This is a genomic window from Maridesulfovibrio ferrireducens, assembly GCF_900101105.1.
Lineage (GTDB): Bacteria > Desulfobacterota > Desulfovibrionia > Desulfovibrionales > Desulfovibrionaceae > Maridesulfovibrio > Maridesulfovibrio ferrireducens.
In genome coordinates this window covers 435,192-461,817 of record NZ_FNGA01000002.1, presented here as the reverse complement: position 1 = coordinate 461,817, position 26,626 = coordinate 435,192, and the positions used below count along the sequence as shown (strand labels likewise).

23 protein-coding genes are annotated in these 26,626 nt (G+C 42.8%); 11 read left to right on the top strand and 12 right to left on the bottom strand.

The window, feature by feature from the left end; translation table 11 throughout:
- Positions 1–16: 16 nt before the first annotated feature.
- Complete coding sequence (mqnE, locus tag BLT41_RS06820; protein WP_170830330.1) at positions 17–1,108, bottom strand: aminofutalosine synthase MqnE; 1,092 nt, start codon at positions 1,106–1,108, stop codon at positions 17–19.
- A 90-nt stretch (positions 1,109–1,198) separates the two neighbouring features.
- Here mqnE and BLT41_RS06815 point away from each other — a divergent pair, with 90 nt between their 5' ends.
- Entirely contained in the window at positions 1,199–2,050 is an 852-nt protein-coding gene (locus BLT41_RS06815; RefSeq protein ID WP_092159567.1) for a 1,4-dihydroxy-6-naphtoate synthase, read from the top strand.
- A gap of 6 nt (positions 2,051–2,056) precedes the next feature.
- Here the strand turns inward: BLT41_RS06815 and BLT41_RS06810 are convergent, their stop codons facing one another.
- The 5 genes from BLT41_RS06810 to BLT41_RS06790 all read right to left on the bottom strand — a co-directional run bounded on the left by BLT41_RS06810 (position 2,057) and on the right by BLT41_RS06790 (position 6,834).
- A complete protein-coding gene (locus tag BLT41_RS06810; RefSeq protein ID WP_092159566.1) occupies positions 2,057–2,962 on the bottom strand; it encodes a DMT family transporter in 906 nt (301 codons plus the stop codon).
- A gap of 227 nt (positions 2,963–3,189) precedes the next feature.
- Positions 3,190–4,674, bottom strand: a complete 1,485-nt coding sequence (locus BLT41_RS06805) for a M81 family metallopeptidase (RefSeq protein WP_092159565.1) — start codon at positions 4,672–4,674, stop codon at positions 3,190–3,192.
- 311 nt (positions 4,675–4,985) lie between these two features.
- Positions 4,986–5,243 (bottom strand): hypothetical protein, encoded by a 258-nt coding sequence (locus BLT41_RS06800; RefSeq protein ID WP_092159564.1) that lies wholly within the window; start codon positions 5,241–5,243, stop codon positions 4,986–4,988.
- 86 nt (positions 5,244–5,329) lie between these two features.
- Positions 5,330–5,854: a ribosome biogenesis factor YjgA gene (gene yjgA / locus BLT41_RS06795; RefSeq protein WP_092159562.1), complete on the bottom strand. Its 525-nt coding sequence runs from the start codon at positions 5,852–5,854 to the stop codon at positions 5,330–5,332.
- A gap of 98 nt (positions 5,855–5,952) precedes the next feature.
- Positions 5,953–6,834, bottom strand: a complete 882-nt coding sequence (locus BLT41_RS06790) for a DMT family transporter (protein ID WP_092159561.1) — start codon at positions 6,832–6,834, stop codon at positions 5,953–5,955.
- A gap of 451 nt (positions 6,835–7,285) precedes the next feature.
- Between BLT41_RS06790 and BLT41_RS06785 the strand changes: the two genes are divergently transcribed.
- Together BLT41_RS06785 and BLT41_RS06780 are read left to right on the top strand one after the other, a co-directional pair.
- Positions 7,286–7,768, top strand: a complete 483-nt coding sequence (locus BLT41_RS06785) for an Lrp/AsnC family transcriptional regulator (protein ID WP_092160355.1) — start codon at positions 7,286–7,288, stop codon at positions 7,766–7,768.
- A gap of 156 nt (positions 7,769–7,924) precedes the next feature.
- Positions 7,925–10,963: a proline dehydrogenase family protein gene (locus tag BLT41_RS06780; RefSeq protein WP_092159560.1), complete on the top strand. Its 3,039-nt coding sequence runs from the start codon at positions 7,925–7,927 to the stop codon at positions 10,961–10,963.
- 99 nt (positions 10,964–11,062) lie between these two features.
- Here the strand turns inward: BLT41_RS06780 and BLT41_RS17430 are convergent, their stop codons facing one another.
- Together BLT41_RS17430 and BLT41_RS06770 are read right to left on the bottom strand one after the other, a co-directional pair.
- Positions 11,063–13,024 (bottom strand): methyl-accepting chemotaxis protein, encoded by a 1,962-nt coding sequence (locus BLT41_RS17430; protein ID WP_092159559.1) that lies wholly within the window; start codon positions 13,022–13,024, stop codon positions 11,063–11,065.
- A gap of 223 nt (positions 13,025–13,247) precedes the next feature.
- Positions 13,248–15,209, bottom strand: coding sequence for a methyl-accepting chemotaxis protein (locus BLT41_RS06770; RefSeq protein WP_092159557.1), 1,962 nt, complete (start codon positions 15,207–15,209; stop codon positions 13,248–13,250).
- Positions 15,210–15,428: 219 nt separating this feature from the next.
- Between BLT41_RS06770 and BLT41_RS06765 the strand changes: the two genes are divergently transcribed.
- The 4 genes from BLT41_RS06765 to BLT41_RS06750 are packed head-to-tail and all read left to right on the top strand — an operon-like array spanning position 15,429 to position 19,138.
- Positions 15,429–16,544 carry an ABC transporter permease gene (locus tag BLT41_RS06765; RefSeq protein WP_092159555.1) on the top strand — a complete coding sequence of 372 codons (1,116 nt, stop codon included), beginning with the start codon at positions 15,429–15,431 and terminating at the stop codon, positions 16,542–16,544.
- Between the two features lies 1 nt (position 16,545).
- A complete protein-coding gene (locus BLT41_RS06760; protein ID WP_092159553.1) occupies positions 16,546–17,343 on the top strand; it encodes an ABC transporter ATP-binding protein in 798 nt (265 codons plus the stop codon).
- On the top strand, positions 17,340–18,485 hold the full coding sequence (locus BLT41_RS06755; protein ID WP_092159551.1) for an MlaD family protein: 1,146 nt from the start codon (positions 17,340–17,342) through the stop codon (positions 18,483–18,485). The genes BLT41_RS06760 and BLT41_RS06755 overlap by 4 nt, the downstream gene beginning before the upstream one ends.
- 11 nt (positions 18,486–18,496) lie before the next feature.
- Positions 18,497–19,138: an ABC-type transport auxiliary lipoprotein family protein gene (locus BLT41_RS06750; protein ID WP_244512211.1), complete on the top strand. Its 642-nt coding sequence runs from the start codon at positions 18,497–18,499 to the stop codon at positions 19,136–19,138.
- Here the strand turns inward: BLT41_RS06750 and BLT41_RS06745 are convergent.
- Positions 19,135–20,304, bottom strand: coding sequence for a sensor domain-containing diguanylate cyclase (locus tag BLT41_RS06745; protein ID WP_092159547.1), 1,170 nt, complete (start codon positions 20,302–20,304; stop codon positions 19,135–19,137). The genes BLT41_RS06750 and BLT41_RS06745 overlap by 4 nt on opposite strands.
- Before the next feature lie 231 nt (positions 20,305–20,535).
- On the opposite strand from BLT41_RS06745, the gene BLT41_RS06740 reads away from it, so the two are divergent.
- From BLT41_RS06740 to BLT41_RS06725, 4 genes are all read left to right on the top strand, one after another.
- Positions 20,536–21,138 (top strand): DUF445 domain-containing protein, encoded by a 603-nt coding sequence (locus tag BLT41_RS06740; RefSeq protein ID WP_092159538.1) that lies wholly within the window; start codon positions 20,536–20,538, stop codon positions 21,136–21,138.
- A 107-nt stretch (positions 21,139–21,245) separates the two neighbouring features.
- Positions 21,246–22,202 carry a tetratricopeptide repeat protein gene (locus tag BLT41_RS06735; RefSeq protein ID WP_244512210.1) on the top strand — a complete coding sequence of 319 codons (957 nt, stop codon included), beginning with the start codon at positions 21,246–21,248 and terminating at the stop codon, positions 22,200–22,202.
- Positions 22,203–22,220: 18 nt separating this feature from the next.
- On the top strand, positions 22,221–23,243 hold the full coding sequence (locus BLT41_RS06730) for a hypothetical protein (protein WP_092159536.1): 1,023 nt from the start codon (positions 22,221–22,223) through the stop codon (positions 23,241–23,243).
- A 115-nt stretch (positions 23,244–23,358) separates the two neighbouring features.
- Positions 23,359–24,180: a sterol desaturase family protein gene (locus BLT41_RS06725; protein WP_092159534.1), complete on the top strand. Its 822-nt coding sequence runs from the start codon at positions 23,359–23,361 to the stop codon at positions 24,178–24,180.
- A gap of 136 nt (positions 24,181–24,316) precedes the next feature.
- On the opposite strand, the gene rpe is transcribed toward BLT41_RS06725, so the two are convergent.
- Genes rpe through ahbD form a run of 3 tightly spaced genes read right to left on the bottom strand, consistent with a single transcriptional unit; the run spans position 24,317 to position 26,625 of the window.
- Positions 24,317–24,988 (bottom strand): ribulose-phosphate 3-epimerase, encoded by a 672-nt coding sequence (rpe, locus tag BLT41_RS06720; RefSeq protein ID WP_092159532.1) that lies wholly within the window; start codon positions 24,986–24,988, stop codon positions 24,317–24,319.
- On the bottom strand, positions 24,988–25,455 hold the full coding sequence (ahbA, locus tag BLT41_RS06715) for a siroheme decarboxylase subunit alpha (protein ID WP_092159530.1): 468 nt from the start codon (positions 25,453–25,455) through the stop codon (positions 24,988–24,990). Before ahbA ends, rpe begins: the two co-directional genes overlap by 1 nt.
- Positions 25,456–26,625: a heme b synthase gene (ahbD, locus tag BLT41_RS06710; protein ID WP_092159526.1), complete on the bottom strand. Its 1,170-nt coding sequence runs from the start codon at positions 26,623–26,625 to the stop codon at positions 25,456–25,458.
- Position 26,626: the final 1 nt, after the last annotated feature.

The following is a 26,626-nucleotide window of genomic DNA, read 5'->3' as shown; positions in this document are numbered from 1 at the left end:
TAAATATCCTTTTAACTCAGGAAATTTCATTAAAAGCAGCATCGCGTTCAACCGGGGTAAAACCGCAGCCGATAATCATTTCTTCTAATTCTTTTCTGCCCAGAACTTGCTCTGATGTTGCTCCGGCCATATGCCCGATTTTTTCTTCGACAACTGTTCCGTCAAAATCATCAGCTCCATAATGAAGAGCAACCTGAGCCTGTTTAACAGTGAGCATCACCCAGTAGGCTTTTATGTGCGGGATGTTGTCCAGCATCAATCTGCTTATGGCGATTGTTTTCAGTTCGTCGATTCCGGTCAGCGGGTTGTCAATTTTCAGTTTGCTGTTTTCAGTAAGAAACGGAAGCGGGATGAAACAATTGAAACCGCCAGTGGCATCCTGTTGCTTGCGGAGTTGGTCGAGGTGATCGAGGCGGTTTTCTATTGATTCGACATGCCCGAAAAGCATTGTGCAGTTAGTAGTGTATCCCAGAGAATGAGCTTCCCCATGAATTTTAAGCCAACTGTCACCGTCTATCTTTTTGGGACATATTTTATTGCGTGTTTCAGGTTCGAAAATTTCAGCGCCTCCACCGGGAAGCATTTCAACTCCGACAGCACGCAGTCTTTCAAGTGTTTCGATTGTAGAAATTCCGTCTATTTTTGCAAGATGGGCAATTTCCACTGCTGTGAAACATTTTAATGTTGCCTGTGGAAATTCTTTTTTAATCGCAGTGAAAGTATCTTCAAAAAATGAAAGAGGGATGTCGGGGTGGCAGCCTCCGACCACATGAATTTCACGCGGAGCAACTGGCGCGCTACGTAACTTTTCAAGGATATCTTCTTTAGAGAGCTGGAATGATCCTTCCTCGCCGCGTTCACGGGCGTAAGCACAGAACTTACAGCCGTTAATACAAATGTTTGTATAGTTGATATGGCGATTGAGAACATAGAAAGTTTTGTTTCCATGCATTCTGCGTCTGACTATTGATGCAAGAGCACCCAGTGCTGTCAAATCCGCGCAATCATAAAGGGTGTGACCATCTTCTATAGAGAGTCTGTCACCAGCCAGAACTTTCTCCAGAATGGAGCCGAGTCCTACATTATCAAAATATTTTTTTGAAATCATAAGTTCACCTTTGTTGAACCGTAAATAAAAGTCGGTTCGAACCATGTCAATACTGGATTTCCAATCAATAAAAATATAAAACTCATTTCCATGAGTAAAATACTAAAAATGGGCTATTCACCATGCCCTAACGATACGTTTATATTTCACGCCCTCGCAAGCGGAGCGATCAATATTGAACCTTACACATTAAACATTACTCTCGCGGATGTAGAGGAGTTGAATTCTCTGGCCCGCGCAGGGCGGATGGATATTTGTAAAGTTTCAGTTCATGCGGCCGCGCATATTTTGAATGACTATATTCTCCTGCGAGCTGGCGGTGCCATGGGCAGAGGAGTCGGTCCGCTTTTACTGACTCAGGAACCTTGCACTATAGAGGCCCTTAATGGCAAGCGTATCGCAATACCCGGACGACATACGACTGCAAATTTATTGTTTAATCTGATGTGCCGCGAAGCCGGAATACAGGTTGAAACGGTTGAAAAGGTTTTTGATGAAATTATGCCCGCGATTGTTTCGGGTGAAGTTGACGGCGGAGTGGTTATTCACGAAGGGCGATTCACGTTTAAGGGGCTTGGTTTGTCAAAGGTCGCCGACCTCGGCAAGTGGTGGGAGGATTATTCAGGTCTTCCGATTCCACTCGGTTGTATCGCGATAAAAAGATCTCTCGGAAGCGAGGTCGCCTCCTTAATAAATTCCGCAATACGTAGAAGTTTGACGTTATCATACGTAGACCCGGATCAGTCGTGGCCCTACATCAAAGAACATGCTCAGGAAATGGATGATGATGTGGTCAGTGAGCATATTGATACTTTCGTGACCGATTACAGCATGGATGTCGGAGAAGAAGGGGAGAAGGCTGTTTCCAGACTTCTCCTTGAAGCTGCTCAAATGGATTCGATTGAACTCCCTGCCGGTCCTTTTTTTATTGAGGAAGAATAAATCTGATTATATTAGTTCTGATTTTTTGCGGCTGCGATTATCCTGACTGAGTATTACACCGCACATGACCAGTCCTGCTGCGATGAACTGCATGGTGTTTAATTTTTCGTCCAGTATTGTCCAGCCCATAATCAGGGTAAAAACCGGAATCAGATTAACGTATGCTGTAGTCTGATTCGCAGGTAACCGGCTCATTCCGTAGTTATACAAGCCGTACGCGCCGAGGGTGATACCAATTCCTAGGTATATAATGGAAAAGGTTGCAGCGGGATGAAACGTTGTCGGCATAACAGTTGTCGGCAGTGCTAAAAGGGGAAGATAAAAGATCGCCCCCATAAAAGCTTGGAACGCGGTGATAAAAAGAGCTGAATAGTGGGCTGTCATTTTTTTTAAAATGGTCATGTAGCCGACTGCGCAGCACATCGCTAAAAATTCTAGGAAATTACCCAGCATAGGGTCGGGGGATGCTTCGGTGGAACTGCCGTAAATAGAAAGCCAGATTCCTCCGATTACAGCCATCACGAAACCTATGAGAGTTTTTCTGCTTAGCTTTTCGCCTAGAATAAACCTTGCCGACACAGCCATAAGCAGCGGAAGAGTAGCCACGATCATTCCGGCTTGTGAAGCGGAAGTGTATATCATGGCGTGGCTTTCGAAGACGAAGTACATACATGGCTCACAAAATGCCATGACGAGCAGCCATTTTAGATCGCCCTTTTGAAATTTTTGTTTTCTAAAGGTTGGGATAAAAAAGACAAAACATAGTGAAGCCAGAATCATTCTTCCAAAAATTACAATCATTGGATCGTAAACGGCCAAAGCTATTTTTAGGACTACAAAGGAACTTGCCCATAAAAAAACAGCAATGACAAGGGCTACTACAGGTAGATATTTTGAATCAGAGACAGACATTTTATTTCTCGTAATGGCGATTATTTTACACGGTGTAAGTGAAAAATGAACATTGGGTTGATTTCAGGAAAAAGGGAGTATTTCGCAGATCCGTATTGCGTGGCTGATAGAATTGTGTTGCTCGGATAAATGGAATAGAGATTGTTATTTTGTTTGTCAATGGATTGCTAAGTATGAATTGCTACATGAAAAATGGTCATTAATTGATTGTTTAATTTCGCGTGAAATCATATTTCAAACTGATCGAGTGGGAAAATAGGTCTTGGTACATTGCGATAGGGCAATCGGTCATATCGTGGGGTGCAAAGTGCTCCACTGTCACAGATTATTATTTGTCCAGCAATCGGTTCGAACGCAGCGCGGAAGTGTTGCATCGACTTTAGAGCTATAACCTTCTTGTGTTGCGGATCAATATCAAAGGCTTTAAACTGTTGCAAATCAAGTATTTGTCCGGGGATGGTAACCACCAATATTTCAATACCGCCGACACGGATAACTGCACTGGGGCCGAAACTGCCGCGGAGTCCATGGATCATGGGACCGTCGCCAATAAAGTGTCCGTCGCTCAGAAAAAGGAGTTCGGCCTCAACTGCAAGCGGACCGCCACCGAAATCAGGATCGGTCTTGCCACCAAGTTCAATCTGAACATATTCTCCAACAACTGCTGCCTGCAACGTCTGCACGACGTCTCCATCTACTATGGGAGCAAAACATCCATTGGTCACACCCGCATTGAGCAATTCACGTAATAAATCCGTTGAATCGCCATAGCCTCCGGCTCCGGGATTATCCGCATAGTCGGCAATGACCAACGGCCCTTTGTCGGAATCATAGGCCGCGGCAATTGCGGCTGCTTCTGTCACGTCGAGATAGTCGTTGAGAACTTCAAAGCGCCGGTTCCAGATGTCATCTGCGATGGTTTCGGCGAATGCCGTGTGCGTGGCAAAATCTCCTTGTCCGGTCACCAACACTGTTGGGCCAACTTCTCTGACATCAGCACTGGCAAATCCGGCATTGATGCTTACGGCGAAAACATCCGCCTGTTCTTCATAATTTTGTGCTGCGGCAATGCGCTCGATCATCGGACCGATATCTGTTCGTCCTCCATTGATTTCTTCGAGCATAAGTCGACTGACGCGGATTGTACGTGGTTTGATTTCGCCCGCCATAGTCCGCTGGAGAATTTCGCCAGCTTGCTGACCGATATCACGCATATCGATGTGCGGGTATGTTTTGTATGACACAATGATGTCAGCCAATTCACATATCTGTTTACCGACATTTGCATGTGGATCCAGAGTGATGGCTATCGGCATCTTATTCCCCACCAGACTGCGGATACGCCGAAGCAGTTCACCTTCGCCATCTTCGCAGAAATCAAGCCCCATTGCTCCATGTAGACCGAGAAGCAATCCGTCATATTGATGGTTTTCGATATTGGAAAGAATCGGCTCACACAGCCAGTCAAAAGCTTTGCGCCTGATTTTACCGCTAGGTCCGGCAGCGGCACTGATAACATGAGTGACCTGCCAATCATGCGCACGGCCTATATCAAGAAAGCCAGCAAGCGTTGTGTTTTCTGCCCCTCTCTCAGCAACAGCAGCGTCACCCATTAGCGCATAGCGGGCCATGAAGGCTCGTTTCCCGGTTTTGTGGAGGCTAAACGAATTGGTTTCATGAGAAATTTCGGCAGTCATGACATTGAAAGTCATCAGGCAAATCCTTGCATAAAAAGTAGAGGGTAAAAAAAATATTCAAAAATGGGGAGTTGGTACTTGCCATTAAGTGTCGGAAAATACTCGGTTCATGATATTTCCTGTGGAATAATGCAATTACTTTTTTTCATCCTGGTGAGCAGGGCTGTTTTTTTATAGAGAGTCAGTGTGATATTTAATTATCTGCAACAAAATTTGAGCGGTTTAAGCCTGATTTTAAGCGTCGGCAAATATTCGGTTTAAAAAACAAGAAAACCCCGGAAGAATTTCTTCTTCCGGGGTTTTAGTAATTTTAAAGAAGATTCAGACTATTTGCACCATGCAAGCAGGTTGAACGGGGTATATTTGTTATCGGGATTTTCTGCGTAACGGCAGCCGAGGTTTGAGTCCTCGCGTTTGTTAATGATGTCTGAATCAGAACCCACAAAAAATGAACATTTGTTATTATTACAGACAACAATAACTCCCCATCCTGATTCAGGAGGAGCAATCCACGGGGAAAGAGGTTCGTTGCAATGAGGGCAATTTCTTTCTTCTAATTCTACACCGCTATAAATATAAGTCATGGCCTGTCTCCTTGGTATATACAAAAACAGATTGATGATGTGAATTAATTCACAACAAGCATAAGATAGTGATCGTTACGAGAACGTCAAGAGGCTGATTCAATTACTTCGCGTAAAGCCTTGAAAAGAGCTTTGGAAGATTTGGGAGGTTTTCCTGCCTCTATTTCTTTTTTAGCATTTCTGGCAAGTTGCGCGATTCTTTGTCTTTCGGCATGTGGATGAAGTTCCATAATCTCATCAAGCGTTGTCTGATCGCCTTCGAGCAGTTTTTCTCTCCACTTTTCAAGTTGATGAAACCTCATGTTCTTTTCACTGTTACCGAATTCGAGGTCGTTCAGAAAATCGATTACGGGTTGCGTTTCAATTTCGCGCATCAGTTTGCCGAGATACTGAGTCTGACGTCTTTTTGCTTCGTGCGCTGTGATGGCTTTGGCAGTCAGGACTTCATCAATGAAGTATTTAGGGAGTTCCGATTTTTTTATTGCTTCAGTACCTACTTTCATCAACTGTTCGGCCAGTTTTTGTAACTTAGTCATATCCCTTTTTTTCTGGGAGCGACTGGGTCCTGAATATTCCTCTTCGTCATCGTATAAATCTTCGGTGTTATGCATAATTTTGTTGTTTTGTAGTTATGGATAATCATAATAAAATGATGTTTTAGAAAAAAGGCATCATCTACTTTTTTACGAAGAACCACAAGCTAAGAAATTTAGCTTCGATTAGTGAGCCAAACCCCGGAAATAGTAAGAGTACCGCCAATAATCAGTGACATCCCAATTTGCTCATCAAGAATAATAGCTCCGAGAAGGATGGCGGTGATCGGTACCAGATTGATAAAAATACCTGTTTTTGACGGACCTATTTTACCGATAGCTTCACAATACCAACTGAAAGCCAGACTTGTACCGAGAAAAGCAAGAAACAGGAGGCAGCCCAGGTCCAGTAATGACATGACCTTAACTTCAGCAATCAGGCCGTGTGAAAAAGCCGGAATCGAGAGCATCATGGCTCCGAATAAACATGACCAGAATACTGCGTTGAGCGGGGAAACTCTTTTCATTACGGGCTTTCCAGCCAAAGAATAAGCCGTCCAGCTGAAAACACAGCCGATAATACAGAGATCTCCGAAGCTGATTCCTTTAGTCAGAATAGCAAGAGGGTTTCCATCTCCGACAACGGTACTTACCCCGATAAGAGCAATTAGAAATCCGGCCGCTTTTGACAGAGTGAATTTTTCTTTAAATATGATGGCGGAGCCGATGGCTATTACTGTCGGGACAGCCGCAATAATCAGGGCGGCTCGCCCGGCTGTAACAGTTTGAAGTCCGGTAAAGAACATTATGTTGTATAGAGCGACTCCGGTTATACCCAGAAATATTAATGGAAGTACGTCTTCTTTGTTGCACTTTGGAGTTTTTCCGGTTGCTCTGCATACGAGTATGAACATAAAAAATGTTGCGAATAGGAAGCGGAGAAAAGCCGCCGAATAAGGAGTCATATCTCCGGCGAGAATTCTTCCGGCAATCCATGTTCCGCCCCAGAATATAACAGATGCGATCAGTTTGAGATAAAGAATGCTGGATGATGACATTTATTTTTAGTGCTCTCTTTAAGTAGTTTGAGGGAGACAAGGTCTGTAGCTTTTTAGATTTAAAGAAGAATTATTTTGTTGAATGAAATGTGTCAAGGAAATGTATATGTGATTTGTACGAAAATGCTGGAGTTCTTGGTAATACTGTTTTACGAATATTATGCTGTAAATACTTCCAATTGACTTCCAAAAGTTCTAATGATTATCAAGATTAGGGTTTTTTTAGTGGATTATTGTGTATAGTGGTTATTGTGCATTCATGATTTTTCACTCTTAAGATGAATGTTTAGTTGCTGATTTGTGTTCTTTACTTTATTGACGTTGAAATATCTTGGTCTGATTTATGTTCTTAAAAAACAGGGTTTAGCTAAACTTTAGTCTGTTTAGAGTGGTGTGTGGCGTCTTTTATCTTGACAAAATCTTTAAAATTGAATTTTATTCGTATAAACACATGAGTAAGAGAAAGATTGACGAAACTGACAGAAGAATTCTGACAATACTTCAGAATAGTGGAAGGATTTCTAATGCCGATATCGCAAGAAAAGTCGGAATGGCACCTTCTGCTGTACTTGAACGAGTGCGCAAGCTGGAAAGCAAGGGCATACTTGTCGGATATGAAGCCATTGTGGACCCTAAATCTGTAGGCAGATCGCTTACAGCTTTCATTTATGTTAACGCAAGTGAAGGGGTAGGGGCTACAAAGACCGGCGCAGAATTAGCCAATGTTCCTGGAGTATTGGAAGTTCATTATTGCGCAGGGCGGGACAGTTATCTGATTAAGGTCCGGTGCGAAGATACTGACGGCTTGGCTATCATGCTTGGCATTATCGGGCGCATTGAAACCGTAAGAGATACTAATTCCACCATCGTTTTAAATACGATTAAGGAATCCCGTGCTATTCCTCTGGGCGAGGATATTGGTGATGGTTTTTAGCAGGCCGGAGAAATCTTCTGCCGAAATTTCGTAGCATAGTTTGAATTGGAGATGTGAACGCTCCAGTTCTTGAAAGCCGCGAAACTTCGGTATGATTTTTAATCAGTCTGCGAAAAGTTTTTCAAAGACTAACATTAAAAATCATGGAGAAGATTTATGAGTGTAGAAATCTCTACCCTTGACCCTCAGGTTATTGAGCGCGGTAAAGTCTTTTTTAAATCCATTTCAGGCGAAGCTCCATCCGTTTTTAATAAAGGGTGGTGGACTGGCAAGGTTATGGACTGGGCTATGAAGAATGAAGACTTCAAAGTTCAGATGTTTCGCTTTGTCGATGTTCTGCCCTACCTGAACACCTCAGAATCTCTTTCAAGACATATTGAAGAGTATTTTGCCGCAGACGATAGTAACATCCCGGATGTTTTGAAATGGGGCGCTACTAAAACCGGATTCGGCGGCGGACTTGTTGCAAAGGTTTTGAACAAAACCATCCGTTCAAATATTGAAGGTATGGCTCGTCAGTTCATTATCGGACAGAAGGCTAAAGAGGCTGTAAAAGGAATTCGCAAGCTGCGTAAAGACGGTTTTGCTTTTGTTCTGGATCTTCTCGGCGAGGCTACCGTCAGTCAGGAAGAGGCTCAGGCTTATCTTGATGGATATCTTGAAGTTCTTGATGCCCTTGAGGGTGAATATAAAAAATGGGACGCTCTTGATGCTTCCGGCGATCTGGACTGGGGAAGTGCTCCTAAAATTAACGTAGCAGTAAAACCTTCTGCCTTTTATTCACAGTCCAAGCCTGTTGACCTTGAAGGGACAGTGCAGGGAATGATAAAAAGCATCGAGCCTGTCTATCAGAAAGTAATGGGTATGAACGGGTTCATGTGCATTGATATGGAAGCTCTTAAGTATAAAGAACCTACCATTGAAATGTATAAAAGGCTTAGAAAGAAATATCCTGAATATCAGCATCTCGGAATAGTTTTTCAGGCTTACCTTAAGTGCGTTGACCATGATGTCAAAGACTTGATCGATTGGGCTCGGGAAGAAAATCTACCCATATCTATCCGTCTGGTTAAAGGCGCTTACTGGGATTATGAAACAGTCATTGCCAAGCAGAATGATTGGGAAGTCCCGGTGTGGACTCATAAGCCGGAGTCCGACATGGCTTTTGAACGCGTTTCCAAAATGATTCTTGAAAATCATGATATCTGTCATTTCGCCTGTGCTTCTCATAATATCCGTTCCATTTCAGCTATAATGGAAATGGCCAGTAAGATGAATGTTCCAGATGAAAGATATGAATTTCAGGTGCTTTACGGAATGGCTGAGCCTGTTCGTAAAGGACTTAGAAATGTTGCTAAGCGCGTTCGTTTATATTGCCCGTATGGTGATCTGATTCCCGGAATGGCTTATCTTGTTCGCCGTTTACTTGAAAACACAGCCAACGAATCTTTCTTGAAACAGACCTTTGCTGATGAAGCAGACATAAGTGTTCTTCTCAAGAATCCTGAACTGACTCTTGAGAGTGAACTGGCGAATAAACCTGTTGCCAAACCAGACAAAAGAATTCGCTATAAAGGCGTTGACGGAGAACTTGAACCGTTCTCTAATTTCCCTCCTTCAGATTTTACCGAAAAAGAACAGCGCGACGCATTTCCTGTTGCGATGAGTAATATCCGCAAGGAATTCGGTAAGCAGTATCCTCTTTATATTAACGGACAGGATGTTGTTACCGGAGACACTCTTGATTCTTATAACCCTGCGGACCCTTCCGAGATTATCGGAACAGTTTGTCAGGCCGGAGTTGCCGAGGTTGATAAGGCTGTCGGCGTAGCTAAAGAGGCTTATATCGACTGGCGCAACGTTGAACCGAGAGTGCGTGCTCAATACTTGTTGAAGGCTGCTGCATATTGCAAAGAGAATATTAATGATCTGTGCGCCATGCAGGTTCTTGAAGTTGGCAAGCAATGGGAGCAGGCTCAGGCGGATGTAGGTGAGGCTATCGATTTCATGGAATACTATGCCCGTGAAACTATCCGCCTCGGTGAGCCTAGACGTATGGGGAATTCACCCGGTGAATACAGTCAGTATTTTTATCAGGGCAAAGGCGTTGCCGCCGTTATTGCTCCTTGGAATTTCCCTCTGGCAATCAGCGTCGGAATGGTTTCAGCCGCCATTGTCTGCGGTTGTCCGGTTGTCTATAAGCCTGCGGGAATTGCTTCTGCAGTAGGGCACGGACTTGTTGATATGTTTAAAGCTGCCGGCCTGCCGGATGGTGTATTCAACTACATTCCCGGTCGCGGGTCAGTAATGGGAGATCATCTTGTAGATCATCCTGATATAGCTGTAATAGCCTTCACAGGATCAATGGAAGTAGGTCTGAGGATTCAGGAACGAGCTGCAAAAGTTCATCCCGGACAGGAACACTGTAAAAAAGTTATCGCTGAGATGGGCGGCAAGAATGCAATCATTATTGATGATGATGCTGATCTTGATGAAGCCGTGCTCGGAGTGCTTTATGCTTCTTTCGGATTCCAGGGGCAGAAATGTTCAGCATGTTCCCGCGTAATTGTGCTTGATTCCATCTACGACAGATTTGTTCATCGTTTGAAGGAAGCCGCTGAATCCGTTAAGCTTGGACCGGCCGAAGATCCTTCAAATTATATGGGACCAGTTGTCGATAAGGCTGCACAGAAGAATGTACTTAATTACGGTAAAATTGCTGAAGAGGAAGGAAAGGTTCTTGTTAAGCTTGAAGCTCCCGCTGAATACACATCAAAGGGCGGATGCTATACTCCTCTTCTGATAGTAGAAGGAATAACGAAAAATCATCGCATCGCGCAGGAAGAAGTCTTCGGACCAGTACTTGTTGTTATGCGGGCAGCGGACTTCTCCGAGGCCGTAGACATTGCTAACTCAACACGATTCGCGTTGACCGGAGCAGTTTACTCCAGAAGCCCTAAAAATCTTGAATATGCCTCCAAAGAATTCAGAGTCGGTAACTTATACCTGAACAAACCAAGCGTTGGCGCTCTTGTTGAAAGACACGCCTTCGGTGGATTTAAAATGTCAGGTGTCGGATCAAAATCCGGTGGCCCTGACTACTTGTTACAGTTCATGGACCCACGGTTAGTTTGTGAAAATACCATGCGCCGCGGATTTGCTCCAATTTCTGAAGACGATGATTGGGTAGCATAAAGAGTACTGGTTGATTAGAGAATATTGAAAAGGGGACTGCTTTTGCAGTCCCCTTTTTTTGTGAGTGATGTGTGGGTAAATCTTACAGAATAAGATTCTTTAGCTGTTGCAATTATTAAGTTTTCCTATCAACGAGTGGAGAGATCCTGCAAGAGATTTAATGCTGTTAACAGTATGAATTGATTTATCAACGCTTTCTGATGTTTCAGAAGAGATGGTGTTGATCTCCATGGTTGCTACGTTTATCTGTTCGCAGGCTGCGGACTGTTCTTCTGTTGCGGTTGCAATAGAACGAACCTGGTCAGCGGATTCATTAACGATATCCACAATCGCTTTGAGAGATTGCCCTGCATCTGTGGCAAGTACAGAGCATTGTCTTACAGATTCTTCAGTTGCTTCCATTATAGAAATACTCGAAGCTGTGCCGGTTTGGATGCGGGAAATTGCACTACCGACTTCCTGCGTGGCAGTCATCGTCTTTTCAGCAAGTTTGCGCACTTCATCTGCAACGACAGCAAAACCTCGTCCCGCATCACCTGCACGGGCTGCTTCAATTGCGGCATTTAATGCCAGCAGGTTGGTCTGGTCGGCAATATCAGAAATAACTCCCATAATTTGACCTATTGCTTCCGCTTGGTGGCTGTGTTCAGCAAGGGCATTTTTTAAAGAAGCTGTGTGATCCTGAACTTCATCTGTGGAGGTTACAACCTGTTCTACAATTGTAAAGCCTTCGTCCGCTTTTTGGCTGGCTTCCTCTGTTCCGTTCGATGCGCTTGCTGAATTGCTTGCAACTTCTAAGATTGTGGCATTCATTTGCTCGATAGCTGTAGCTGTTTCATGGGTGCGGTCTTTTTGATTGTCGGCACCTGTTTTTATTTCACGGCTCTGTTCGGATAGTTCTTCGGTCGCTGTATTCAGATCAACAGTAATAGTCTCAATTTCTCCTGAAATTATTGACATTTTATCAATCAGAGATGTTGCGTATTCTTTTTCTTTATGTGCTTCCAGCATGGACTGCTCAGCTTTTTCGGCTTGTGCATTAGCTTCGACACTTTTTTGCTGAGCTTCCTTCATGCTCAGTTCGAGCTTCACAATCATTTGGGCCATGGTGAAACGAAGCGATTCAAGTTCTCCTGTAAGCTCCATTTCGCTACAGGCTTTATAGTTGCCTTCACTTACTTCTAGGGCGCATCTTTCAAGTGCATTAAGAGGTTTAAGGATTGATTTTATAATAAGTGTTATCACAAGGAGTAGTAAAAGAGTTGTCGCAATTTCAACACTTATTATAATTGTTGAGATTAGACTTTGTTGACTTTCAAGAAATGCGCTAGCCTCAGTTGCCAGTCTTTTTAGAATCGGCTCCATTTGGCGTGCTATTTGAATAAATTTAACGTCATCTTTTTTAATTTTTATTGTAAGACGGGCATATTCATCCATGTTGCTTTGATATTCATCGAGATGCTGTAATAATTCTTGTTTTCTTTCTGCTGTAAAATATGATCCGTTTATCTTAGAAACCAGATCAGACATAATTGATTTAAAGTTTTCAAGTTGTTCGACTTCTCCCCACATCATGAAATTCTTTTCATAGCGGCGCAGCATGTTAATGGAGGCTTTAAATGAATTGCCTTCTTCAAGTAAGTCTTTTTCAACATTGCGGATTGCATCACGCAGTTTACCTTGTACTCCCTCTTTATGTGTCAATCCAAGGCTTATATAATCTTTTGATATTTGAGCGAAGGCAGACATGTAGACTGAAGAGTGTTTTATTCCTTCGGTTGCAATTTTTTGCAAATTGGGATCGTCAATTTTTTTTAGATACCCTACCATGACTTCGGAATTTGAATTCATTCTATCAAGGTACAGAGTCTTTTTGCGCATTAGAAAATTCTTTTCCTGTCTGCGGGTTTGCAGCAAATAAATATCTGCGTTAACTGCATTTTCTTCAAGAATCATAGCCTCATTAATTAATTTTTCTCCAACATAATTAATTGTGAAGATTGTTATTAATCCTAAGATTGCTAATAAACCTATGAGCCATAATTTTATTCTAATTGTCATCAATTATTCCCTCTTGCTATGCAATTGGCGATTCAGATGTCAGGAGAATAAAATACAAGCTGTTAAACTTCAATACTAATAATATAATAATGTCACTTAGAGTTAGAAAAAGTATAGTTGATGGTTGGGTTTTAATTTACTTGTTAAATAAGTGGGGTAGATTCATAAAAAAAGGGGACTGCTTTTGCAGTCCCCTTTTGAGTTAGATGGGTAATGAATGTGTCTATTTTTGACAATTGTTTAATTTTTCAATTAATGAATGAAGGTCAGAGGCCAGCTTTGTGATGTCTTCAACTGCTTCAATAGATTGATCAACACTTGCTGATGTTTCAGTGGAGATGGTGTTGATTTCCATAGTAGAAACATTAATTTGTTCACATGCCGCAGATTGTTCCTCGGCAGCGGTTGCAATAGATTGAACCCGGTCAGCTGATTCGGTTACAAGATCAACGATTGACTTAAGGGCATCTCCTGCTTTAGTGGCCTGTTCAGCACAGACGGTTACAGCAGTTTCAGTCTTTGTCATTATGTTAAGGCTTGAGGTTGTACCGGTTTGAATACCGGTAATTGCTGTGCCGACTTCTTGAGTCGCAACCATGGTTTTTTCTGCAAGCTTGCGGACTTCGTCTGCAACAACCGCAAAGCCACGTCCTGCATCACCCGCGCGAGCAGCTTCAATTGCGGCGTTTAAGGCAAGCAGGTTGGTCTGGTCTGCAATGTCGGAAATAACACTCATGATTTGACCTATAGCGTTAGCTCGTGTGCTTTGCTCTGCCAGTGCATTTTTCAAATCTTTCGTGCGCGCTTGTACTTCTTCGGTGGAGGATACAACTTCTTCTACTATTGCGGAACCTTCCTGTGCTTTATTTGAAGCTTCTATTGTTCCGGTGGAAGCATCGGATGAGTTGCGGGCCACTTCCAGAATGGTGGCGCTCATTTCGTCCACTGCTGTTGCTGTTTCTTGAGTTCTGTCTCTTTGGTTATCAGCTCCGTCTTTAATCCCTTTAGCCTGCATTGAAAGTTCTTCGGCTGCCGAGTTCAGGCTGACTGCGATAGTCGCGGCCTGATCTGAAATTGTAGACATTGTATCAAGCAGAGATGTGGCATATTCTTTTTCCGAATGTGCTTCTTTCATTGCTTTTTTAGCATTTTCAGCCTGATGATCAGCTTCAATGCTTTTTTGGTCAGCTGTGTCCATACTTTGCTTTAATACGACAACCATCTGAGCGATGATATTGCGAAGCGTTTCAAGTTCACCCGTAAGCTTTATCTTTTCGCAGGCTTCATATTTTCCTTCGCTGACATCCCGGGCACATTTTTGCAGCAAGTCAAGCTGGGTGAGAATTGATCTTATAATGAGAGCTATCGTAAGAAGTAGTATAATCGCGGTTACAATCTCAACTCCGAAAATCGTGTATGTGATCTGGCTTTGGCGAGCGTTGAGGAAAGATTCAGCCTCGAGTGCTAATTTTTCAAGGATGGGCTCCATCTTATGAACCGTTTTTCTGAATTTATTTTCGTTACTCTTAATTTTTAGAGACAACTGAGCATAATTATTCATGTCATCCTGATATAAGTTCAGGTGTTTCAGCAACAGTTCTGTGATCTTTGGTGAATAGTCAGATTCATTAATGCGAGTGGTCAGAAGTAATATGTTTGATTTGAATTTATCAAGATATTTGCCATCTTGCCGCATTATGAAATCTTTTTCGTTTCGGCGTAGTTTGTGGACCATGACTTCAAGAGAACTATCCTCTTCGAGGATTACCTTTTCAACAAGATGTATTGTGTCGCGTAGTTGCTTTTGTAATCCGTCATTTTCTGAAAGACCTAATCTTATGTGATCCTCTGTTACTTTTAAAAAACTGTCCACATACATTGAAGAATAATTCAATCCCTCAATAGCAAGTTCATTAAGGCTGGACCCTTTAAGAGCTTCAAGATCAGTCTGCATTGTCTTTGAGCTTTCTTTAAATATAGAAATATATTTTAGATCTTTTCGCATCAGGAAATCTTTTTCTGATCTGCGGCTTTGCAGCATGCTTATTTCAGCGTGGAATGCCTTTTCTTCAATATTCATAGCCTCTTTCATGAGATTTGACCCAACTATGTCTACAACAAAAATAGTGAGTAATCCTAAGATCGCCATTAACCCCATTAACCAGAGTTTTTGTTTGATGGTCATGCCTTGTCCTCTTTAAAAAATTTTATAGATGAAATAAGAGACGCTTAGTAGTAGATGTGAGTTAAAATTGCAATAACTGTGGCGTGATTATGTTTAATTTATAACACAAAAAAATGTTATTCAGTTCTGTAGGATATAGTATTTCACGCTTTCCTTTCCTTCGAGCTCCTGTTAAATAATTAGGTTGATGATTAGAAAAAATTAAACCACGAAGGGTATATGGGGTCAGGTTTCATTAAACTTGAAAAATCAGGTGGCAATATTAAGCTTTCAGGGAGGCTTGATGCTGAGGGTGCAGGTAAAGTCTGGGAACAGGCTCGTTCCGCTGTTTCTTCCGGCGCAAGCTCTGTTGACTGTTCTGATGTTGAATATATGGATGGAGGCGGAGCTTCCCTTTTTATGATGATGGAGGCTGCTTGCCGTGATAGAGGTGTTTCTTTAAACATCAATGGCCTGCACTCTGAATTTACAAAGTTTCTTGAACTTTTTGATGTTGAAAAAGCTTCACCGCCTAAGACTTCCGAGGCTAAAAGAGGCGGCATATACGGCTGGATTTATTCTATAGGAGAATCAGGTCAAATAGTTGCGAAGGATATGAGGCAACAGGTCGAGTTTGCCGGTAATTGCGTACTCGCTTTTTTCGATATAGCTACCGGGCGTCGCCGTTTACGCTGGCCGGATTTTTGGCTGACAGCTGAAAAAGTAGGATCTGACGGACTGCCGATTATTTTGCTGATCGGTTTCTTGATGGGACTGATAATGTCATTTCAATCAGCTGTCTCTCTTCGTCGTTTCGGCGGTGAAATTTTTGTCCCTAACATGCTCGGTCTGGTCATGTTCAGAGAGTTGGGACCTATGGTTACCGCTATTTTACTAGCCGGTAGAACCGGCTCTGCATTTGCTGCTGAAATCGGGACAATGAAGGTAAATGAAGAGCTTGATGCTCTAAGCACAATGGGGCTTAATCCTGTAAGCTTTTTAGTTGTCCCGAGAGTCCTTGCTACAATTTTAGTTACACCGCTTCTCACTTTATTTTTTAATTTTATGAGTCTTGTGGGAGGAGCTTTGGTCATGCTGTCCATGGGCTATCCTCTTGCTACCTTTTGCGGCAGAGTTTTTCAAAATGTGCAGTGGATGGATTTTTCCGGTGGAATGATGAAAGCTTTTGTATTCAGCTTTCTTGTTGCGGGAATAGGGTGTCAACGCGGCCTTGTTACTAAGTCCGGAGCCAGTGCTGTCGGTGATTCCGCTACGAGTGCGGTGGTCAGCGGAATTGTTTTGATCGCTGTTTTTGATGGACTTTTTGCCGTAATATTCTTTATGGCGGGTATTTAAATTGAGCCAGCCATTCAAAAATATAATAGAGGTAGAAAATCTTACCTGTGCATACGGTGAGTTAGTTATAGTAAATGATATTTCATTCGGAGTTCAGAGCGGGGAAATATTTGTTATCCTCGGCGGGTCTGGATGTGGTAAAAGTACAGTGCTGAAGCATCTGATAGGCCTTTTTCCACCGGCACAGGGAAAGATCTTTATTGACGGTGACGATATCGGTTCCGCTCATGGTAGCGACAAGCTTGATATTTTACGCCGTATCGGGGTGATGTATCAAACAGGGGCTTTGTTCGGCTCCATGACATTGCTTGAAAATGTGCGGCTTCCGCTGGAAGAATTTACCTCCATGCCGCTTGATGCCATGAATTATGTTGCCAGAATGAAGCTGTCACTTGTGGGGCTTGAAGGTTCTGCGGAAAAGATGCCATCGGAACTATCCGGGGGAATGATTAAGCGAGGGGCAATTGCCCGCGCAATGGCGCTTGATCCTAAAATTTTATTTCTTGATGAACCGTCAGCGGGTCTTGACCCGATTACATCTGCAGAACTTGATGAATTGATACGCAGTCTTTCGCGCTCGCTGGGGGTTACTTTTGTAATTGTAACTCATGAACTTCAATCAATATTTTCCATAGCGGATAGAATTATAATGCTTGATAAAGGTACAAAAGGCATCATTGCCGAAGGTGATCCCCGTAAGTTGCGGGATGAATCTGATATTCCGCTAGTCCGTAGTTTTTTTCACAGAGAACTGGCTGATAAGACAAGTAATGCAACACCGGTCATGGAGACAATATGAGCCGTAAGACAAATCCCTTCAGATTGGGACTTTTTGTAATAATTGGAACTCTTTTGTTTGTAATTGCACTTGCAATTTTAGGCGCAGGACAAATATTTGAAAAAACAATTAAAATGGAAACCTATATTAATGAGTCAGTCAATGGACTTGAAGTCGGCTCTCCCATAAAATTTCGCGGTGTAAAGATCGGGTCTGTCAGTACTATCGGTTTTGTTACTGATGAATATGTAACAATAAATGAAAGTGAATTAAGATATGTTTATATCCTTGGGGAACTTGACAGTAAGATGTTTAATTCTCTCGAAGGGGAGGATATGATAGAATCTCTGAAAATAGAGGTTCAGCGCGGCCTTCGTGCCCGTCCGGTTTCACTTGGCCTGACCGGTCAGCTATTTCTTGAAATTGACTATGTTAATCCCCAAAGAAATCCGCCACTCCAGATAACTTGGAATCCTGAATACCTTTATGTTCCTTCAGCTCCTTCTATGCTCAGCAGGGTTGAAGGTGCTGTTGCTTCGATCAGTGAAACTCTGGAGGATATTAATCAAGCTCAGATTGCTGAAGCTATTGATGATGTCCGCGCAGTAGCACAAACTGTAAATGGATTTTTAAAGAAATCCGATGCCGCAGAAATCAGCAAAAATCTTACTGGAACATTGGCTCAGGCAGAAAAATTTATTGCTCGTATAAATGTTCTGCTGGCAGATCCTAAAGTTGATCATTTGGTGCCGGATGTTGCTTCTGCTGCACATAAATTAAAAATTATCATGGATTCTACTTCCGGAGATATAATCGGAGCATTGAAAGATATTCGCAAAGCCTCAGCAAGTGCTAAAAATGTAACCGGTGACATGGAAGGTTATCTGGAAAGTCCCGAGGGAAAGAAGACCTTAAGCGATTTGTCAAAGACCCTGAACAATATAGGACAGGCGTCGGATAAAATTAAGGACGCTGCAACCAGATTTGAAGGAACTCTATCACGGGTTAATGTTATGGTTGCAGGACAACAGGGAAACATTGAAGCTATTTTAGACAATGTACGAAGACTGGTAGAAAATTTACGAGAACTTAGCAGTGAAGCCAAACAATATCCTTCCGGAGTTCTTTTCGGAGATCCTCCTAAGAAAGGGCTGGTTAAATAATGGAGTGGACTGTGAAAGATTATATTTCAAAAAAAGCGTTAATACTGTGTTTTGCAGCAAGTCTTTTAATTGTTGCTGTTGCCGGATGTGTAAAACTTGAACGGCCTTCGCTGGATCGTAAATATTATACGTTGTCGGCAGCCCGAAGTGGGCAGAACGTATTTACGAATGGTACAACAAAAAATTTGATTGTCCGTCGTATTAAAGTTTCATCCCGGTATGAAGATAGAGATTTAGTGTATCACGTTTCTGAAAATGTATATGAAGCGGATTATTATAATGCGTTCTTCGTACCTCCTGCATCGATGCTGACACAGGAGCTGAAAGTATGGATGGCTGATTCCGGTATTTTTGCCAATGTACTGGGGCCGGAAAGTATGGGAACCGGCGAGTTCTTGCTGGAGGGTGTAGTTAATTCTATTTATGGGGACATCAGCGGACCTTCGCCGAAGGCTGTAATCAATATGCAATTCTTTATGCTTGATAATTCCAGCCCGGAGATGCCGATAATTTATTCGCGTAGTTTCAATAGGGACGTTGTTGCAAAATCAGCTACCGCATCAGCGCTTGTCGTGGCAATGAATGAAGGTATCACCGATATTTTTAGTGAACTTGAGAAAGATATAGCTAAAGTCGTAAACGTTAAGAATTAGGAAGCAGGGGCGCTACCAGTCTCACATGAAAAGTAGACTCTGTTTTTACCTTTTATTTTAGCCTGATACATGTTGTCATCCGCTCGTTTAAGCATTTTATCAAGACATTCGCCCGGCTCATATTCAGCAACACCTATACTAATGGTTTTATGAACAGGTGCTCCTTCATTAGGGGTGTACTGTTCTTTTTCCATTGCTAAGCGGATTTTTTCGGCTGTAAGTATAGCCTTTTTGCATTCCGTTTCAGGTAAAAGAATAATAAACTCTTCTCCTCCGTATCTAAAGGCTCTGTCTGAGTCGCGGATGGATTGTCGGAGGAGCTTGCCTACACGCTCCAGAACTTCATCTCCTGCGGAATGTCCGTAGGTGTCATTGAAATTTTTAAAGTCGTCTACATCCATTAGCAGGGCGCATAATGGTTTGTTATCGCGCTTGCAACGGTCAAATTCTGCGTGTGCAACGTCTTGTAGGTGTCTGCGGTTGTAAAGTCCGGTCAATTGGTCTGTGATGCTTAGACTTTTGAATCTTTCTTCACTTTCCCGTAACTTGTTTTCCGCTTTTTTCCTTTCAGATATTTCTTTTTTGAGTTTTAAATTTTTATCATCAAGTTCATGAAGCAAGAGGTTAAGTTGTGCAGAGTTGTCTTCCTGCAGTTCTTTAACTTCCATGAGTTCTTCGATAAGTTCTTCTTTACGAAGTTCGCTTTCTTTTTCTTTGGTGATATCTTTAAATATGCATATTGAACTTTTGCATGAATTATTGTCGTCAGTGATGTTTTTGACAGACATATCTACCCAAATTTCGTCATGGTTTTTATGCACCATGGGGAAAATTAAGTTGGTACTATATTCAGAATTTGAAGAAATGGTTTTTATGAAATTAGTTGTATCCAGATCAGAGGATAGCATAATCTGATGAATTGGATTTTTTAAGGATTCTTCTTGTGAAAATCCGGTAATATCATTGAAACTTTTATTAGTGAAAATTATATTGCCGTTCTTATCGAGAACAACAATAGCACACGCGGCGTGTGCAAAAAGTTCTTTAAATTGGGCCTGTTCGCATTCTGGACATTTTTTTGAAATTTTATGTTTGAGTGTTTCATGCTTTTCACGCAGGAGTACCAACTCAGACGAAATCGATTTTAAGTCTAATTCATTGTTCATATCACCCCTCCTAATACCACCCTTCGTATTATTGAGAAGAAACTTACGCTTATTTTTTCACTAATCAAGCTTTTTCTGTTGCTTATAATATAATTAATTAGGGGTTTAGGGAAAAAGTAATATAATTAAAGTGGTTGGTATAACCTTGCACTTTTGTAATTTTTAGACAACTATGTCGACGCACTTTGCAGATAAAGCAAGGCAGTAAAATAGTTAAGGGAATACAATACAATGATTACAATGAAGCTTCTTCTTTCGCCGATTATATGTGCGTTGATCGGTTGGGTCACAAATTTTCTTGCTGTTAAAATGCTTTTTCATCCGTACAAACCGATTAAAATCGGTCCATTTGTTCTTCAGGGGATTTTTCCTAAAAGACAGAAGGAGCTGGCGGAAAGTCTCGGTAAAATGATCGAGCGGGAACTGATATCTCATACTGATATCAAAAACGTTATTCATGATCCTGCTTTTGTTGAAAAACATAAAGGGGTTATTCTTGAATATCTTGATGTCTTTTTTAGAGAAAAACTGACAACTCTTCACCCTATGGTCGGAATGTTTCTGAATGATGAGAATCTTAAGACTGTCAAAGTGATGCTTTCCAAAGAACTTGATGAGATGTTGCCTAAATTGATTGAAACAACGGCTTCGGAACTTGAGTGCTCGCTAGATTTTAAATGTCTGGTTCAGGATAAGGTTGAATGTTTTTCCATGGAACAGCTGGAAGCAATTCTTTTCGGCATAATGAAGAAAGAATTCAGGTTTATAGAGGTTATCGGCGGAGTACTTGGATTTATTATAGGACTTATTCAGGTTGTTATCTTTATTTTGTAAATAATTTTTATAGAAATTTGCTATGCCCATCATTATGAATTATCATTAATGATGGGTTTTTTTATTGGGGGCCGGGGTTAATTGCGAAATGTCCGCAGGAGGTTCTGGTGAAAAAAATTATTTCTGTAGTGCAAGTCATGGTGCTGCTTACGATGGCATCATGTGCTCAGCTTACAGGTCCTTACTACCTTGAACAGGAAAAATACGATCAAGGAATTGCTGTTCTCGGCGAACAACTGAAAGAGAATCCTGAGGATGCTTCTTCAGCATATTATGTCGGGCGGTATTATCTTGCTTTGGAAAAACAGAAACAAGCTCAGCCTTATCTGCAACGCGCAGTCAAACTTGATCCGGAAAATGCCGACTATCATTTCTGGCTTGGGGTAGATTACTGGGCGTTAAAAGATTTTAAAAAAGAACGCGTTGCTTACGGGCGTGCGCTCACTTTAGACCCGAAGCATATTTCAGCAAATCTTTATCTCGGGCACAGTTACCTTGATAAGGGGAAATGGGCTGAAGCTCTGGTTCAGTATGATAAAGTTATTAAGTTGGATAAATATAATCCCGAAGCTTTATATAACCGGGCAGATGCTTTGAAACACTTAGGACAATCCTCTGAAGAAATTACGGCTTGGAAAAAGTTTCTAAAATATTATCCTGATGGAATTTTGGCTATGCGTGCTACCGAAAATCTTAATTTACACGGAGATTTTACCTACCGTAATTTTATTTTAGGTAAGCGTAATGTTACATTAAAAACAATGAAATTTAAGACTGGATCAGCTCGTCTTGATGTTGCCAGTAAAAAATCGCTGCATGTGTTGGCTGCGATGCTTGAATCAAATAAAAAACTTAGTTTTCATATAGTGGCTTATAAGAAAGGAGACGCTGCTTTGGCTAACAAGCGCGCCAAAAGTGTCCGTGATTATATTATGGGAGGCCACCCGCGGTTAGACTCTAAAAGAATGGAGCTGAGTTGGTTCGGTTCTGATGAGCGCATTAAACGGGGAGGCAAAACCTTCTCCATTGATGACTCCGTTCAATTTATTACCGCTGTTCAATAGAACCAATAGGAAATTATTATGAAAAAATTATTTAAAGTAGTCTTTGCCGGTTTTGCCGTGCTGACTCTTTGTGTCTTTTTGGTAGCTCCTTCCGCTTTAGCTCAAGAGGTTACTGCAACGGATGAAGCGGGCACAACTGAAACGACGACTGACGACACGACAACGACTGACGACACGACGACGACTGACGACACGACGACGACTGACGACACGACAACGACTGACGACACGACAACGACTGACGACACGACAACGACGGACGATACGACGACGGATGAAGGAACTGAAGAAGTTTCGGCTCCTTCGTTTTCAAGTCCGGCTCAGGCAGCAAAAGCTGAAGCTTTAGCCGAAGCCGCATCTGCCGCTGCTGCGGAAACAAGTGCCGAAGAAATTGCAGAAGCAGAAGCTGCCGTGGATACAGCCAAGTCCGCTGTTGATGAAGCTCAGGCTGCTGTTGATGAAGCAGTTGCAGCAGAGGATGAAGAAGCCTTGACTGCCGCTGAGGCTGATCTTGCGACTGCACAGGAAGCTCTTGAAGCCGCACAGGGCACCGCTGATAATGCTCTTGCCGGAGCCGCCTCCGTTGATGTTGATACTATTGCTTCCATGCGTGCTTCCGGTATGGGATGGGGCGTAATTGCTCAGGAGCTGGGAGTTCATCCAAGTACTTTGGGTTTAGGGCATCAAAAACAGGCTCGTGCGCGTGAAGCCCGTGCCACAGCAAAATCCACTAAAAGTAATCGGGCCACCGGACGTAATACTAAAGAAGGTGTATCAAAGACCCCTGGAGTTTCTGGCGGTAAGGGTGACAAGTCCATCGGCTTGAGCCGAGCTTCGAGTACTGCGAAGAGTGGCGGTAAAGGGGCTAAGTCTTCCAAAGACAGTTCAGTCTCAGGTGGCCGCGGTAATTCCGGTTCACAAGGGTCAAGTGCTGGAAACACTGGAAATGCCGGTGGTGGAAACAGCGGTAAGAGCAGTGGTAAAGGAAACAATGGTAAGGGCGGCGGAAATAGCGGTGGTAAAGGTGGCGGTAAAAAGTAACTGACCACTGTTTTTCTGTTTGTTAATAAGATAGTAAAAAAAGCGTCTCTGGAGTAATCTTCAGAGACGCTTTTTCAGTTGTGAAACATACCGTAAGAGGTGATGGAGATGCTTAATGGAATGGGGTGAAGTAATCAGGGTAACCCTTTTTCTCGGGACGGGGCTGGGTCTTGCCTTATGGGAGAAAGCCGTTCCTCGCCGTAAAGGTTTGCCTGATCGGGGCTGGAGGTGGAGTAGTAATCTGGGGATGGTGGTAATTTCAGCTATCCTTGTCCGGTTTATATTTCCTGTCCTGCCTGTTGCCTTGGCTTTTATTGTCATTAAAAATGGCTGGGGCTTGATTCCTTTATTGGGATTGCCTTTCTGGTGGGAGGTTGTGCTTGGTTTTGTCCTTCTGGACTTGGCAATCTACTTTCAGCATCGGGCCTTCCATTTTTGGCGCCCTCTGTGGTTGTTGCATCGTATGCATCATGCCGATACTTTTTATGATTTTACAACGGGAGTCCGCTTCCATCCTTTAGAATTCATTTTGTCCATGATCTTTAAACTGATTTTGGTCGTTGTGTTCGGTATCCAGCCGTTAGCTGTGCTTTGTTTTGAAGTGGTTTTGAACTGTCTGGCTATGTTTAATCATGGCAATATCCGGCTTCCACAGAGGGTGGACGAGTTTGTCCGTTTATTTGTTGTTACGCCGGATATGCACCGGGTGCATCATTCTACAGATATGCGCGAGATGAATCAAAATTTCGGTTTTAATCTTCCATGGTGGGATCGGATTTTTGCAACTTACAAAGCTCAGCCGGATTTGGGGCATGAAAAGATGGTTATCGGGCTTAATATTTTTAGAGATAAAAAATATCGTTCCCTACACCTGATGCTGGCGATGCCGTTTCTTAAAACAGGAGTAGGGAAGCTAAAAGTAGAAAAGCCAAAGTAGGAAAGATAAATAAAGATATTAGAGCAGGGCGAGTAGAACAGATATATATTAAGTTCTGTATAAGTCGGTTAGAAATAAAAAAGCGTCCCTAGATTAAAATCCGGGGACGCTTTTTGTGTTTTTATGGAAACCAGAGTTATTTTCCGGCGCAACGTTCCAAGAATAATTTGTGACGTTCTGCATAAGGAGGGAAGTTAAAGAAAGCTGATCCTGAAACAAGCACATCTGCGCCCGCTTCAACCAACTCTCTGCAATTATCAATGGTGACTCCACCGTCGAGCTGAATAAGAGTATCTGCTCCCTGTTCAGTAATCATTGCTTTTAAATCCCTGACTTTGTCTGTGCAGAAAGGAATATATTTCTGCCCACCGAAGCCGGGGTTAACACTCATTATGAGAACCATGTACAACTGCGGAATCAGATACTTGATTGATTCCAGAGGAGTTGCCGGATTGAGGGCAATGGCTGGTTTCGCACCTGCTTCAACGATGGCGGCAACAGTTCTTTCAAGGTGATTTGTAGATTCAGCGTGAACGCAGATAAGATCTGCACCGGCATTTGCAAACTCAGTAATATATCTTTCAGGCTGTTCAATCATAAGATGACAGTCGAAAAACAGATTGCATTCTTTACGCATGGACTTGATGACGGGCGGACCGAAGGTGATGTTAGGCACGAAATTACCGTCCATAACATCAAGATGAGCCCATTTCAGTCCTGCTTCTTCAAGAGCCTTAAGTTCGTTTGCCAATCTGCTGAAATCGCATGAAAGCAGCGAAGGTGAAATTATGGTTTCTTTTTCAGCCATTAGTCCTTCTCCTTGCTGTCGTCGTCCATGTTAAAATCTACTTTGATTTTAAACAGAAAGCTTGCGGGCAGATTTAGGATATCAATTCCTGTTTTATCAGTGATGGACTGGAGTGTGTTTACAACATTATCCCAGTCCGGGCCGATGTAAGTGAACCATATGTTGAATTTATTTTCACGAAGATAATTATGAGTAACACCTTTGTGTTTATTAACTTCGGCAACGAATTCTTCGATTTTTTCTTCGGGTACTTTAGCCGCGCAAAGGGTTGATTCCCAGCCAAGCTCTCTTGACCCGAAGTTTGCTCCAATCCTGCGGATGACACCGTCTTCTCTAAGCTTAGCCACTCTGCTTAAGGCTTCATCTTCGCTAATCCCGACCTGTTCGCCTATGACAGCATAGGGGCGGGAGGCGATAGGAAATCCTGATTGGATGATGGCAAGTATTTGCTTATCTAAAGCGTCCATTTAGGAGTCCTTTTTCGGTTTTTTCTTTGGAGTGTATGAACACAGCGGTTCAGGTCCGAGATAGTTGCCTTCCATTGTGGCAGCGCGGGCGCGGCAGCCTCCGCAGACTTTTTCAAATTCGCAGTATCCGCATTTACCGTCATAGGTTGCCGGATTTCTGAGATTTAAAAACTGCTGAGATTTGCTCCAGATCTGCGGGAAAGGAATGTCGCGGACGTTTCCGCAATCAAGATCAAGGTAACCGCAAGGCTGAACTTGTCCGGTGTGAGAAATAAAACAGAAACCGACTCCGCCGAGACAGCCGCGGCTTACTGCGTCGAGGCCGAAATTCTCGAAATTAACTGGGATTCCGTCTTCTTTAGCACGTTGTCTCAGGATGCGGTGATAGTGAGGAGCACATGTTGCTTTAAGCTGCATGTCAGTAGTTTTCTGGAAGTCATAGAACCAGTTCAGCACTTCTTCGTACTCATCTGCACTGATAACCTGCTCGCCAAGTTCAGAAGCTCTGCCTGTAGGAACCAGTAGGAAAATATGCCATGCCGAGGCGCCGAGGTCTCTGGCAAGGTGGAAGATTTCCTTGAACATGTGCAGATTGTTACGAGTTACCGTGGTGTTGATCTGGAACTCGATTCCTGCATCTTTAAGGAACTGAATGCCGCGCATTGATGAATCATACGAACCTTTTACACCTCTAAAATCATCGTGAAGCTCAGCTGAAGCTGCATCGATTGAGATTGAACAGCGTTCAATTCCGATTTCTTTGAGGGTCACGGAGTTTTCAGCGGTAAGAAGTGTTCCGTTAGGTGCCATTACGCAGCGCAAATCTTTTGTCTTGGCGTAGGCTACCAGTTCGAAAACATCTTTTCTGAGCAGAGGTTCTCCGCCTGTGAAAATAATGATGGGGTTTCCAGTTTCAGGGAAAGTATCGATGAGAGCTTTTGCTTCATCGGTGGAAAGTTCACCGGGATAAGGTTCCGGATGGGCTTCCGCGCGGCAATGCTTACACGCAAGGTTGCATGAACGGGTTACTTCCCATGCAATCAGTCGCAGAGGCGGTGATCCGTCAGCGTTTGGCTGAGGAATTGGATTAACGCCCGGATGACCGCCGGGATGTCCTTTAGGATGGCCAGCAGGATGTCCGGCTGGATGTGAATTATTATTATCACTCATA

Bases quoted from the DNA above. Each gene is read 5' to 3' on its own strand.
- BLT41_RS06780 (WP_092159560.1), top strand. From the start codon at position 7,925: ATGAGTGTAGAAATCTCTACCCTTGACCCTCAGGTTATTGAGCGCGGT.
- ahbA (WP_092159530.1), bottom strand. From the start codon at position 25,455: ATGGACGCTTTAGATAAGCAAATACTTGCCATCATCCAATCAGGATTT.
- BLT41_RS06810 (WP_092159566.1), bottom strand. From the start codon at position 2,962: ATGTCTGTCTCTGATTCAAAATATCTACCTGTAGTAGCCCTTGTCATT.
- BLT41_RS06730 (WP_092159536.1), top strand. From the start codon at position 22,221: ATGAAAAAATTATTTAAAGTAGTCTTTGCCGGTTTTGCCGTGCTGACT.
- BLT41_RS06815 (WP_092159567.1), top strand. From the start codon at position 1,199: ATGAGTAAAATACTAAAAATGGGCTATTCACCATGCCCTAACGATACG.
- BLT41_RS17430 (WP_092159559.1), bottom strand. From the start codon at position 13,024: ATGACAATTAGAATAAAATTATGGCTCATAGGTTTATTAGCAATCTTA.
- BLT41_RS06740 (WP_092159538.1), top strand. From the start codon at position 20,536: ATGATTACAATGAAGCTTCTTCTTTCGCCGATTATATGTGCGTTGATC.
- rpe (WP_092159532.1), bottom strand. From the start codon at position 24,988: ATGGCTGAAAAAGAAACCATAATTTCACCTTCGCTGCTTTCATGCGAT.
- BLT41_RS06765 (WP_092159555.1), top strand. From the start codon at position 15,429: ATGGGGTCAGGTTTCATTAAACTTGAAAAATCAGGTGGCAATATTAAG.
- BLT41_RS06745 (WP_092159547.1), bottom strand. From the start codon at position 20,304: ATGAACAATGAATTAGACTTAAAATCGATTTCGTCTGAGTTGGTACTC.
- BLT41_RS06800 (WP_092159564.1), bottom strand. From the start codon at position 5,243: ATGACTTATATTTATAGCGGTGTAGAATTAGAAGAAAGAAATTGCCCT.
- BLT41_RS06770 (WP_092159557.1), bottom strand. From the start codon at position 15,209: ATGACCATCAAACAAAAACTCTGGTTAATGGGGTTAATGGCGATCTTA.
- BLT41_RS06805 (WP_092159565.1), bottom strand. From the start codon at position 4,674: ATGACTTTCAATGTCATGACTGCCGAAATTTCTCATGAAACCAATTCG.
- BLT41_RS06755 (WP_092159551.1), top strand. From the start codon at position 17,340: ATGAGCCGTAAGACAAATCCCTTCAGATTGGGACTTTTTGTAATAATT.
- mqnE (WP_170830330.1), bottom strand. From the start codon at position 1,108: ATGATTTCAAAAAAATATTTTGATAATGTAGGACTCGGCTCCATTCTG.
- BLT41_RS06725 (WP_092159534.1), top strand. From the start codon at position 23,359: ATGGAATGGGGTGAAGTAATCAGGGTAACCCTTTTTCTCGGGACGGGG.
- yjgA (WP_092159562.1), bottom strand. From the start codon at position 5,854: ATGCATAACACCGAAGATTTATACGATGACGAAGAGGAATATTCAGGA.
- BLT41_RS06790 (WP_092159561.1), bottom strand. From the start codon at position 6,834: ATGTCATCATCCAGCATTCTTTATCTCAAACTGATCGCATCTGTTATA.
- ahbD (WP_092159526.1), bottom strand. From the start codon at position 26,625: ATGAGTGATAATAATAATTCACATCCAGCCGGACATCCTGCTGGCCAT.
- BLT41_RS06785 (WP_092160355.1), top strand. From the start codon at position 7,286: ATGAGTAAGAGAAAGATTGACGAAACTGACAGAAGAATTCTGACAATA.